We start from the raw sequence: 12127 nt of genomic DNA, 5'->3' as shown, positions 1-12127 counted from the left end.
CAATTCTTTTCTCTTATTCGAGTAATTATTTCTTTGTTTTTTGAGCAAGTGCGAGTTCAACAGGAGCTGGAACAAATCGGCTAATCTCACCACCATGTAAAGCAACTTCTCTCACGATAGTTGAGGATAAGAATGCGTATTCGTCATCCGGAGTGAGAAAGACACTTTCTAGGCCAGGTAGCAGTTTTCTATACATACTGGTTAAGCCAAACTCATATTCGAAGTCTACAGTAGTTCTCAGGCCTCGAATTAAAATGTTCGCGTTTTGCACTTTTGCAAAATCGACAAGTAGGCCAGTGAAGCCCTCTACATTGACATTTGAAAGGTGGCTAATAGAGCACTCTACCAGCTGTACTCGTTCTTCCAGTGTGAACATCGTCTTTTTTGAAGGGCTAGCGGCAACACCAATAGTAATAGAGTCGAACATTTGGGCTGCTCGCTCTATGAGGTTAAGGTGGCCGTTTGTGATAGGGTCGAAGGTTCCCGGATAAATGACGTGTGTGGCACTATGACCTTGTTGTTTCATATGCAGCTCGTTGTGTTTGTCAAAAGTGTCAAAAAACGCTTAAAAGTAGTAATATGATACATCATCGAATCGAGAATAGATAACACCTACAAACATAGGTTTGATAAGGGCATAACGTTTTAATGAAACTTTTTTACTATATAAAAAACCTGCTGTTGACCATTGCTCCACGAGCGTATTTTGCTTGCAACAAAAACAAACTAGAAAAGAAGTTTCAAGGTCAAACGGAGTTGGTTCAAGAACGAGTGGATTACTATTGTAAGGTAAATACTCCGAGCGAGCTGGATTCCAGTAAATCGACCAGTTTGAGTCGTTTCTCACACAAAGGGCAAAGTGCATATACGTATGATCTTAAAGAGTTCCTCCGTTACTTCCCTGGTACTAATCCGTTTTGTTATTACTTTGGGGATGAAGTCGCCGTAGAAGATTGCCCAACGCTTTATAAGGCTAGGCCGATTGAGGGTAACAACGACAATTCGGTTCTGTTCAAACTCAATAAGCGTAGACACTTCCAGTTTGTAAACGACGCATTAGACTTTCACGATAAGAAAGATATGGCGGTTTTCCGTGGTTTTGTGAAACGGGTTCATCGTATTCGATTTATGGAAGCAATGTTTGAAAATCCTATGATGGATGCTGGTCAATCCAACCCTTCTCAAGAGCACCCAGAATGGCAAAAAGACTTTATGTCCATTCAAGAACAATTGAAGTACAAGTTTATCATTTGCCTTGAAGGTAACGATGTTGCAACCAATTTAAAGTGGGCAATGTCTTCGAATTCTGTCGTAGTGACGCCTAAGATGCGTTTTGAAACGTGGTTTATGGAAGGCACATTACAACCAGGAGTTCATTATGTTGAAGTGAAAGACGATTGGTCAGACTTTGACGAGAAAATTAATTATTACCTTGAAAACCCTGATAAAGCTGAAGCTATGATTGAAAATGCGCATCGACATGTGGCCCAATTTCAGGATGAACAATTGGAAAGCTTAATTTGTATCAAGACGCTCGAGAAGTACTTCAAGCTATGTCAGTAACGCTCTTAAACCAAAAGCCTAAATTATCATGAGTTTATTCACTTCACCTCCGTCTCATTTGTGTGTATTGCGTTTGTCGGCTATTGGCGATGTTTGCCATGCGATCTCAGTGGTTCAGGCGATTCAAAAGCATTGGCCGCAAACCAAGATAACCTGGATTACAGGCAAAATAGAGGCGCAACTGATTGGTGATCTGCCCAATATTGACGTGATTGTTTTTGATAAGTCAAAAGGCTTTAAAGGTATGAAGGCCGTGTGGAAGCAACTAAAAGGCTCTAAGTTTGATGTTTTGCTGCACATGCAGGCAGCCTTGAGGTCGAGTGTTTTGTCTTTAGGGATCAAAGCAAAATATAAAGTGGGTTTTAGCAAGAATAGGACGAGAGAAGGGCAGTGGTGGTTCACTAATCGTCACTTACCCAACACTGCTGCAATGCACGTGTTAGATAACATGGCTGAATTTGCTAAGTACATTGGTGTTCCATTCAGCCACCCAGCGTGGAATATCCCATTACCGAGTGAATCAGTCGATTACGCGAAAAGCATTACCCAAGGTAGAAAGTGTATTGTGATTTCTGCTGCAGCGAGCAAGGACTCTCGTAACTGGCTAGTGGAGCGATATGCGGCCATCGCCGATTACGCATCGTCTTTGGGACTTCATGTGATCCTATGTGGCTCACCTGCGGAAAGAGAAAAGCAATTAGCACATAAGATTGAATCACTATGTGAGCAACCGGTCACTAATATTGTCGGAGACACAAGCTTAAAGCAACTGACAGCTGTATTGCGTGAAGCCACGGTTGTCATTAGCCCTGATTCTGGTCCTGCTCACTTGGCAACGACTCAAATGACACCTGTGATTGGTTTATATGCGCATAGTGATCCGAGACGCACTGGGCCTTATAACGATTTAGAGAACGTCGTAAGTGTTTACCAACAACACGTTGAAGAACAAAAAGGCCAGTCCGTAGACTCACTCACGTGGGGCACGCGTGCGAAAGGGGATAACTTAATGGCTGCAATTACCGTTGAGCAGGTGCAAGAAAAGCTCGATAAGATGTTAGAGAATCTCTCTTAGCCAACAATAATAGGCTAAGAGAGTAATACGATTTTACAGGTGCGTCAGCTAAACCCTAAATTAGGTGTTCGCTGACTGCTGCTTCATTTTGTATACCGCCAACAGCTGTTGATAGTTTTTCTCCAATACAGTGTCGACATCCATTGTTAAGGCCAATGCTCTGCATTGTTCACTCACATTGGTCGTACGTTTTTTATCAGCCCAGAACGCCATAGCTTTTGCTAGTTCATCTGGGTTCACGTCGGCTCCAATGATGCTCGACACTTCTGGATTGAGGACCTCCTTCGCACCACAGTTTTCAGTGGTAATAGACGGTGTGCCACATGCGAGAGATTCGATCACCGTAAAGCCAAAAGGTTCATAGAGAGTTGGTAGCACGTAGCAATCAGCTAGCGTAAAGTAGAGCTCTGGTCGTTTGTCTTCTCCCATAAACTTACATTTGTCTTGTATCCCAAGGTTTTCCGCAAATTTAACGTATTCGCCCTCGTGAGTCTCTCGACCAACTATCACCAATTGAGCATCAATGTTCAGTTTGGAAAATGCAGTGAGGGTTTGCTTTAGCCCTTTCCTCTCGTAGCCAGTACCTAAAAATAAGAAGATCGGCTTGTTGGGATCAAGCTCCATTTGTTGCTTAAGCTCTAAAGCCTCTTTTTCGATTCGCTGTGCATCAAAGCGGTTCGTATCGACAAAGTTGTGGATTACCGTGATTTTTTCTTTAGGCACGTGATGAGCTTCTTGGATCTCCTGAGCACTCTTATGTGAATTACTAATGACATGGTAGTAGGCTCCGGGGGCCATTGCTTTTTGCTCAATCAGATGTGTCACTCTATCTTTAATTCGCATTGGCTTATTTAAGGAGCGTGCCATATGAAGGCTTGTACCTGCTCCAATTCTTAAGACATCGTGTGTCCACGCGTGAGCTAAGCCGTACACCAGATCATAGTCAGATTCATTGACGTGCTTTTCTACTGCTTTCGCAAATTTCCAAAGGCGATGGCTTTTACCGATACTAAAGCCGCGCAGCTTCACAAACTTAACGTCAGGGTGAGGAGGTGTATCGGCATGAGAGCGGCAGATAATGGTGACTTCTTCCCCTTTCTCTGCCATGTATCTCGCCATTTGATTGAGGTACAGCTCAACTCCGCCAGAGTATGCGTGTCTTAAATGGACCAATGCAATCTTCATAAGTAATCCAGTAATTCGTTTGGTATTGGTTGTTATGTTACTTGAAGCCTTCATTTTCTGAAAGAAGTCAGTTGACGAGGTCTTGCACCGACGAAGAGCAGCAAAAGCTCCTTACTGGATTGTTCCCCCAATAGAACAATGTAAAATGGCGCTATGATGTAAGCACGAGAAATTCAAGTGAATAAGGACAAGAAGAAAACAGAAACCGTTTCAGGAAAGCCTGGAAATACGGGCATTCAAAGGATCTTAAAAGCCAGCGTCTATTCACTTCAAGGTTTGAAGGCTGCAGTGAAACATGAAGCCGCGGTTCGACAAGAATTAGCTTTGCTGATGGCCGCTGTGTTGCTGCTCTGCTGGTTAGACGTTTCGCAAATACAACGTATCGTGATGCTCGGTACTGTTGTTTTGGTGTTGATTGTTGAACTGATTAATTCTGCGATTGAGGCGGTTGTGGATAGGATTGGTGTGGAAAAACACGAATTAAGCGGTCGAGCAAAAGATATTGGTTCTGCTGCTGTTTTTGTAGCATTACTATTTGCTGCCTTTACATGGTCTTATATTCTCTTTTTCTGAGGGGCGTGATGAAGCACTATCAAGAAAACAATACGCATGTATGGTACGACGAAAGCTTGATCACTGAGCCCATTGAGAGTTTGTTTGATATCAACTACTGGCGCAGTTGTAATGCCATTGTTGGCAGTGCTAGTGGGCGAGGCACTACGTGGTTTATCAAGCTTCAAAGTACGATTGCAGCGCTACGACACTACCACCGAGGTGGCTTGTTCGGAAAGATCGTCCGGGACCAATACTTGTTCCTAAGCTTAGAGAGAACTCGCAGTTACGCCGAGTTCTCTCTGCTTCAAAAATTACGTAGCGCTGGCGTTAATGTTCCTCGTCCTGTTGCCGCTAAAGTAGAGCAGACCGGCTTCTTATATCGAGCAGATTTATTGAGTGAGAAAATATCTGGAGCAAGCGATCTCGTTGATAAATTACAGGTAGAGCGCTTATCCAGTGATGACTACCAAAAAATTGGTGTAGAAGTCCGTAAAATGCACGATGTTGGTGTTAATCATACCGATCTGAATATTCATAACATCCTGCTTGATAGTGAAGGCAAGGTCTGGATTATCGATTTTGACAAGTGTAAGCAGCAATCTGGGAATCAATGGAAAGAACGAAACTTAGATCGTCTGCTTCGCTCATTTAGAAAAGAACTCGCTAAACGTGAGATTCATTGGTCTGAAGGTGACTTTGAATCTCTGATGTTAGGTTACAATCAGTCTTAAGTGAAACAAAAAGGGCTAAGGTAAATTTGTCGTAGTCACTCAGTTTAATGAAGATGTTACTTCGGCTTAAAATATTCTGCTGTGCTCGCGTGCAATTAGTACCGATGCCAAGTAGCCCGTAAATGTGGATATAAATTTAAAATGAAAATCTTAGTGACAGGTGGTGCAGGGTTTATTGGCTCTGCTGTTGTGCGCCATATTATTAATCAGACGCAAGACTCGGTGATTAACTTAGACAAACTAACCTACGCAGGTAACCTTGAATCTCTTAGCGAGGTGTCCAGTCACGCGCGCTATGCTTTTGAACAAGTGGATATTTGTGATCGTACCGCACTAGAACGTGTGTTTTCAGAACACCAGCCTGATGCAGTTATGCATTTAGCGGCAGAATCTCACGTCGATCGTTCTATTGATGGCCCTGCTGCTTTCATTGAGACCAACATTGTCGGTACTTATACCTTATTAGAAGTAGCTCGTGGATATTGGAATCAGCTTGATGACACTAACAAACTGGCCTTTCGTTTCCACCATATCTCAACAGATGAGGTATATGGCGACTTAGAGGGAACAGATGATTTGTTTACAGAGGAAACCTCGTATGCACCATCTTCACCATACTCTGCCTCGAAAGCGTCGAGCGATCACCTTGTTCGCGCTTGGCTAAGAACTTATGGTTTTCCGACCATTGTGACTAACTGTTCCAATAATTATGGACCATATCACTTTCCTGAAAAACTGATTCCTTTAATGATCTTAAATGCATTAAAAGGTTCACCACTGCCAGTATATGGTGATGGTATGCAGATCCGAGATTGGTTATTTGTAGAAGATCACGCTAAAGCGCTCTACAAAGTTGTGACAGAGGGCGTTATTGGGGAGACGTACAATATTGGTGGTCACAATGAAAAAGCAAACATCGATGTTGTTAAGTCAATTTGTGAAATTCTAGAAGAACTAGTACCAAACAAACCAGAGGGCGCTGCGCGTTACCAAGATTTAATTACTTATGTAAAAGACCGTCCAGGGCATGATGTTCGATATGCTATTGATGCTTCTAAAATCGAACGTGAATTGGGCTGGACACCAGAAGAAACCTTTGAGACAGGCTTACGTAAGACCGTTGAATGGTATTTGACGAATAAAGAATGGTGGCAACGTGTTCTAGACGGTTCTTATAGCTTAGAGCGTCTTGGTCAATAATTTTAGAATAAGGTAAGAAAATGAAAGGCATTATCCTTGCTGGTGGCTCTGGGACACGTCTATATCCCATTACTCGTGGTGTCTCAAAGCAACTGCTTCCGGTCTATGACAAACCAATGATTTATTACCCGCTATCAGTTTTAATGTTATCGGGAATTAGAGAAATATTAATCATCACGACTCCTGAAGACCAAGAAGGATTTATGCGTTTACTTGGTGATGGATCTGATTTTGGTATTGCTTTGACCTATGCAGTTCAAGAAAAACCAGAGGGATTAGCACAAGCATTTATCATCGGCGAAGAGTTTATCGGAAATGATTCGGTTTGCTTGGTTTTGGGTGACAACATCTTTTACGGCCAAGGTTTTACACCAATTCTTCAGAAGGCAGCAAAATCGGTTGATGCTGGAGAAGGGGCAACCGTTTTCGGGTACAAAGTAAAAGATCCAGAGCGTTTTGGCGTTGTAGAGTTTGATGAACAGATGCGAGCTGTGTCAATTGAAGAGAAACCAGAACAGCCGAAATCCAATTATGCCGTTACGGGGCTTTATTTCTATGATAACGATGTGATCGAGTTGGCCAAACAGGTTAAGCCTTCAGCAAGAGGTGAACTAGAAATTTCGACTCTGAATCAGATGTATCTCGATAGAGGTCGTTTAAACGTTAAGGTCTTCGGTCGTGGCTTTGCTTGGTTGGATACTGGCACTTATGCAAGTTTGCTTGAAGCGTCATCATTTGTCGAAACCATTGAAAATGTTCAGGGCTTAAAAGTAGCTTGTTTAGAAGAGATCGCTTTCAATAATGGTTGGTTGACTAGAGAACAACTACTAGACCTAGCAAGAGGGTTAGAGAAAAACTCTTACGGCCAATACTTAAAAGCGTTGGTGAGCTAAATGAAGTTTGTAAATATCATCAATGACGATAAGTTTACAGCCGACTATATAGACTTTGTTGAAGATAATTTGGACATGAGCGAGCAGGTCTTTTTCGTGTTTAAAACTCATGACAAATTCCCTATCAAAGAGAGGAGTAACATCTTTTCTTATGATAAAAAGAAGCACAATTACTTAGACTACTTGGCGTTTCTAAAAAACTTGATCCAGCATAGTATCAAGGCAGAGAAGATCATCATTCATGGTCTATTTAAAATCAAGATAACCCAAATTTTATGGGTGCTGAGATTTCTACTACCAAAATGTTACTGGGCGGTTTGGGGAGGGGATTTGTACAGCCGAGATGAGAACTTGTTAACTCGCCGCGGTCGATACAAAGAATTTTTCCGAAAAAAAGTGATAAAAGACATGGGATATATCATTACCAGCATTAAAGGTGATTATGAAAATGTTGTGAAATGGTATGGGACGAAAGCGCCTCACTTACCTTATTTTATGTATCCTGCGAGCCTGTATCACGATATCCCTATCGCGGATAAAAAAGATAACAAGCTCAACATTCTTGTTGGTAACTCCGCAGATCCAACCAATAATCATGAAGAGGCGTTTGCCAAAATTGCCCCATTTGTAAATGAAAATGTACGTGTTATCTGCCCTTTGAACTACGGCTCTAAGAAGCATGCAAGTGCCATGGTGGAGCTTGGGAATAAGATGTTTGGCAGTTCATTTGAGCCTATCCTCGATTACATCAAGTACGATGAATATATGTCGCTACTCACTACGATTGATATTGCAGTTTTCAACCACAATCGCCAGCAAGCTATGAGTACCACTCGTGTGTTGCTTGGTATGGGTAAGACGGTTTATTTAAGAAAAGAAACCTCATCGTTTGAAACTCTTGAAGCTCTAGGGGCGAGGGTATCTAACATTGATGATTTCAGCCTAGAGATGAACGAAACGAGCGGTATTGAAAGTGCTTCAGCGATTAAAGAGTATTACTCGAAACAGAATCTTGTAAATAATCTCAATGTTATTTTTAGCTAACTTGGTGAATTGATAATGAAAAAAATTGTGATCTTAGGTATTGGCAATGCACAAGTTGATATCTTGAAATCGCTACATGACAGCGGTAACTACGAGGTGCATGCTCTGAGCTACTCGGATGATGGGCGGGGCTTAAAGTATGCAGATCAGTTCGCTTTAGTCGATATCACTGATAAAGAGAAAGTTAAGAAGTACTGTCAGGATAAGGCCATTGACATTGTATACTCTGTCGGATCAGATGTGGCAATGCCAACCGTTGCTTATGTTAGTGAGCAATTAGGACTTCCTCATTTTGTGTCTTACGAAACAGCATTAAGTTGTAATAACAAAGATCTCTTCCGAGAAAAGTTGAAGCATTGTGTGGGGTCAGTTCCTTTTATTGTCATGGAAAATGAGAGTACCAGCGTCGATCTCTCATTTCCTCTATTCGTGAAACCTGTTGATAGCCAGGGGCAGAGAGGAGTGACAACTGCACGTAATGAAGAAGAATTAAAAGCGTCATTTCATAATGCAATTCAATACTCAAGAGCAGGTAAAGTCATTGCTGAAAAGAAAATTGAAGGGGAAGAAATCTCGGTAAACGCTTATGTAGTGGACGGTGAATTGAAATTCTTCTTGCCGTCTGGACGTGTTTCTTGGGCTATGTTTGATGGCGGTATTATTCACAAGCATATACTTCCGTCAGCGCTCTCTACTTTAGCTAATGAAAATGTGAAAACATTGGTTTTAGATACTGTTCAAGCACTTCAGATCACCAATGGTCCAGTCTATTTTCAAATAAAAATGGAAGAAGAGACGCCTTATTTGATTGAGGTAACACCGCGACTCGATGGTTGCCATATGTGGAGGCTGATAAATGAGTCTTGCGGCGTTAACCTATTAAATATTGCTTTGGAGCATTTGCTAGAAGGTGATGTAACCATCCCTACAACGTATGAAACGAAAAATATGTGCCTAGAGTTTTACTGCCAACCACCCACTGAGAAGTTCGAAGTGCCTGATATAAAAGGGAAAGAGGTTTATCGAGAGCTCTACTATGGTGCCGGCGACGCGGTAAAAAGGATGAATGGTAAAATGGAAAAGTGCGGCTATTGTATCTTTCCTCTAGTTTAGTAATACAGGGTAGGTAGTATGTCGATGAAACTTGTAATTACTGGAGCTAATGGTCTTATAGGTAAGCGCTTTTTGGAAGCTTATGCAGATAAGTACGAGATCCTTGCGCTAACGAGGAGCAAGAGCTTGCCGAGTGATGAGTCAAGAGAAGTTGTCTGGCAGTCTACGGATTATAGTGTAGTTTCATTAGTCGATATCTTCTCAAATGCTGATGCGGTATTACATTTAGCTTCCATGAGACCTTATGCTAAAGGAGACTGCTACTTAGACAATGTTACTCTTGATCGAGCAATATTTAAGGCAGCCGCTGAAGCTCAGTTAAAGAATATTACTTACCTCTCTTCTTGCTCCGTTTATGGGCGAATGAATGCTCCTTGGTTAGAGTCTGATGAGGTTATCCCAGATACGGAATACGCACTTTCCAAAGCAGCATCGGAAATGATGGCTAAGTTCTTCAATGAAAAAGCAGGTTTAAAAATAAAAGTAATTCGCTTAGCTCAAGTGTTCACTCACGACGAATATGAAGGCGGGCTACTGAGTACATTCTTCCAGAACGCTTCATTGGGATACCCCTTATCAGTATCAGTGAAAGGGTTGTCTAGAGAATATATATATATTAAAGACGTGATCAGTGCGTTACACCAAGTTGTTCAAAGCAATAAGACTTCCGGCGTGTTTAATCTGGGTAGTGGAGAGCTAGCTAGTGTTAGAACCATAGGCGAAGTTATTGTAAATGCATTTGATAATAATGAACTACTTCAGGTTGATAGCAATCGAAGAGTTATTAATAGCTTGTCTTTAATGTCATCTGAGAAGTTTTATCGTGAATTCAATTGGTCGCCAACGTTTTCATTGCAAGACGCTGCGCACGATATTTATACAAACTTTTATGAAGAAGCTGATGTATGAAAATACAGCAAAAGATTAGCTCTATCCCAGATTCATGTGTTGTATACCAAGGCGCGAGAGTAAAAGAGTCTCAACTTGGTGAGCGCTGCAGTGTTGGCAATTTTAGTCGAGTTGATTATTCAGCATTAGGAGATTTTGTCAGGGTTGATAGAAATAACCAGATATACTCCAGTAAGCTTGGCAGATACAGTTACACAGGGATGGGGACAGTAATCATGTGTGCTGAAGTAGGTGCATTCTGTTCAGTTTCTTGGAATGTTTCTATAGGTGGTGCAGAGCATGACTACACGAGGATGACACAGCATTCGTTTTTATATAATGAGCATGATGGAATTAGACCCAATGGTGTTGTGTGCCCTTATGAGCGTTTTGAGAAAAAGGTGGTGCTGGGAAGTGATGTGTGGATTGCTACTGGCGTAGTGATTACACGTGGTGTCACGATTGGGCATGGGGCGGTTGTAGCAGCTAATGCTGTTGTGACTAAGGACGTTCCACCATACGCTATTGTCGTTGGTTCTCCGGCCAGAATCATTAAGTATCGATTTTCCAAAGAAGTAATTGAGTTATTATTGAACATTGAATGGTGGAACTGGCCGATAGAGACGATCAAGGAAAACTACAGTCTCTTGTCTGAAAAGCCAACTGTGCATTCATTAGAGTGTTTATTAGAGAAAGTTAAATGATTGAGTTTAATCGCAAGCCATACACTGGTAACGAAGACCAGTACATTCAAGAAGTGATGCAAAAACACTCCATTTGTGGTGATGGAGAGTTTACGAAAAAGTGCCATGAGTGGTTTCAGAATCACCTAGGTTGTGAGCGCAGTCTTTTGACTCCTTCTTGTACACATGCTCTAGAGTTGGCCGCTTTGCTTATTGATGTTAAGCCGGGTGATGAAGTCATCATGCCAAGCTATACCTTCGTGAGTACAGCAAACGCATTTGTTCTAAGAGGGGCAAAAATTGTATTTGTTGATATTCGTCCAGACACAATGAATATCGATGAAACGCTGATAGAGCAAGCAATTACTGACAAGACGGTTGCGATTGTACCTGTGCATTATGCTGGTGTGGCTTGTGAAATGGATACGATCATGGCAATTGCGCAAAAGCATCAATTGTTTGTTATTGAAGATGCGGCTCAAGGCGTTATGTCCAGCTACAAAGGGCGCCCTCTTGGTACGATTGGTGATATTGGCGCATTCAGTTTTCACGATACGAAAAACTATACAAGTGGCGGGGAAGGTGGCTTGCTCGTCGTTAATAATCCTAAATTTGTTGAACGTTCTGAGATCTTACGCGAAAAAGGGACTGACCGTAGTAAGTTTAAGCGTGGAATGGTTGATAAGTATACTTGGATCGATCTCGGCAGTAGCCTGCTACCAAGTGAACTACAAGCTGCTTACTTATGGGGGCAGATGGAAGTCGCTGAAAAAATCAATGAAAACCGATTGGCCTCTTGGAATCGATACTACAAACTGCTTTCTGAGCTTTCTCAACAAGGCAAAATTGCACTACCAAGTATGCCTGAGGGATGCCAACACAACGCTCATATGTTCTATATAAAAGTAGCGGACATTGAAGAAAGAACAGACCTTATTAATTTCCTGAAACAAAAGGAGATTATTAGTGTGTTCCATTATGTTCCATTGCACAGTGCACCTGCTGGTGAGCGATTTAGTCGTTTCTCAGGAGAAGACAATTTCACGACGCAAGAGAGTGAAAAAATTATTCGATTACCACTTTGGTATGGAATGGAAGAGCACAAAGTCGATGCAGTTGTTGGAGCAATAGAGTCGTATTTTGCTTGCAACAATGAATAAGCTGCAAAGTTTATAGCTCATTAGCAAAAAGCGGCCT

Annotated in this window: 13 protein-coding genes; 11 read left to right on the top strand and 2 right to left on the bottom strand. The window is 41.8% G+C overall.

What is annotated here, in order from left to right:
* Window positions 1-25 precede the first annotated feature (25 nt).
* Window positions 26-526 (bottom strand): pantetheine-phosphate adenylyltransferase, encoded by a 501-nt coding sequence (gene coaD / locus KIT90_RS14055; protein WP_045415483.1) that lies wholly within the window; start codon window positions 524-526, stop codon window positions 26-28.
* A 122-nt stretch (window positions 527-648) separates the two neighbouring features.
* Between coaD and KIT90_RS14050 the strand changes: the two genes are divergently transcribed.
* The gene (locus KIT90_RS14050) at window positions 649-1563 is read left to right on the top strand and encodes a glycosyl transferase family 90 (RefSeq protein WP_285377191.1); all 915 of its coding nucleotides are present in this window, start codon (window positions 649-651) and stop codon (window positions 1561-1563) included.
* 28 nt (window positions 1564-1591) lie between these two features.
* Window positions 1592-2638: a glycosyltransferase family 9 protein gene (locus KIT90_RS14045; RefSeq protein WP_285377189.1), complete on the top strand. Its 1047-nt coding sequence runs from the start codon at window positions 1592-1594 to the stop codon at window positions 2636-2638.
* A 60-nt stretch (window positions 2639-2698) separates the two neighbouring features.
* Here the strand turns inward: KIT90_RS14045 and KIT90_RS14040 are convergent, their stop codons facing one another.
* Window positions 2699-3823 carry a glycosyltransferase family 4 protein gene (locus tag KIT90_RS14040; RefSeq protein WP_285377188.1) on the bottom strand — a complete coding sequence of 375 codons (1125 nt, stop codon included), beginning with the start codon at window positions 3821-3823 and terminating at the stop codon, window positions 2699-2701.
* 177 nt (window positions 3824-4000) lie between these two features.
* Between KIT90_RS14040 and KIT90_RS14035 the strand changes: the two genes are divergently transcribed.
* From KIT90_RS14035 to rffA, 9 genes are all read left to right on the top strand, one after another.
* Complete coding sequence (locus tag KIT90_RS14035) at window positions 4001-4396, top strand: diacylglycerol kinase (RefSeq protein WP_061007867.1); 396 nt, start codon at window positions 4001-4003, stop codon at window positions 4394-4396.
* A gap of 8 nt (window positions 4397-4404) precedes the next feature.
* Window positions 4405-5109 (top strand): 3-deoxy-D-manno-octulosonic acid kinase, encoded by a 705-nt coding sequence (locus KIT90_RS14030; RefSeq protein ID WP_285377186.1) that lies wholly within the window; start codon window positions 4405-4407, stop codon window positions 5107-5109.
* A 141-nt stretch (window positions 5110-5250) separates the two neighbouring features.
* Window positions 5251-6309, top strand: a complete 1059-nt coding sequence (rfbB, locus tag KIT90_RS14025; protein WP_045415472.1) for a dTDP-glucose 4,6-dehydratase — start codon at window positions 5251-5253, stop codon at window positions 6307-6309.
* Window positions 6310-6329: 20 nt separating this feature from the next.
* Window positions 6330-7202: a glucose-1-phosphate thymidylyltransferase RfbA gene (rfbA, locus tag KIT90_RS14020; protein ID WP_285377183.1), complete on the top strand. Its 873-nt coding sequence runs from the start codon at window positions 6330-6332 to the stop codon at window positions 7200-7202.
* Window positions 7203-8246, top strand: coding sequence for a TDP-N-acetylfucosamine:lipid II N-acetylfucosaminyltransferase (locus KIT90_RS14015; RefSeq protein WP_285377181.1), 1044 nt, complete (start codon window positions 7203-7205; stop codon window positions 8244-8246).
* A gap of 15 nt (window positions 8247-8261) precedes the next feature.
* The gene (locus tag KIT90_RS14010) at window positions 8262-9359 is read left to right on the top strand and encodes an ATP-grasp domain-containing protein (RefSeq protein WP_285377180.1); all 1098 of its coding nucleotides are present in this window, start codon (window positions 8262-8264) and stop codon (window positions 9357-9359) included.
* Window positions 9360-9377: 18 nt separating this feature from the next.
* Window positions 9378-10268 carry an NAD(P)-dependent oxidoreductase gene (locus KIT90_RS14005; protein ID WP_285377178.1) on the top strand — a complete coding sequence of 297 codons (891 nt, stop codon included), beginning with the start codon at window positions 9378-9380 and terminating at the stop codon, window positions 10266-10268.
* Window positions 10265-10951, top strand: a complete 687-nt coding sequence (locus KIT90_RS14000) for a CatB-related O-acetyltransferase (RefSeq protein WP_285377177.1) — start codon at window positions 10265-10267, stop codon at window positions 10949-10951. The genes KIT90_RS14005 and KIT90_RS14000 overlap by 4 nt, the downstream gene beginning before the upstream one ends.
* The gene (gene rffA, locus KIT90_RS13995; RefSeq protein WP_285377175.1) at window positions 10948-12090 is read left to right on the top strand and encodes a dTDP-4-amino-4,6-dideoxygalactose transaminase; all 1143 of its coding nucleotides are present in this window, start codon (window positions 10948-10950) and stop codon (window positions 12088-12090) included. Before KIT90_RS14000 ends, rffA begins: the two co-directional genes overlap by 4 nt.
* The last annotated feature ends 37 nt before the right edge of the window (window positions 12091-12127 follow it).

It is taken from the genome of Vibrio sp. B172a, assembly GCF_030248355.1.
GTDB classification, from domain to species: Bacteria; Pseudomonadota; Gammaproteobacteria; order Enterobacterales; family Vibrionaceae; genus Vibrio; species Vibrio owensii.
This window is presented reverse-complemented; position numbering and strand designations above follow the sequence as displayed.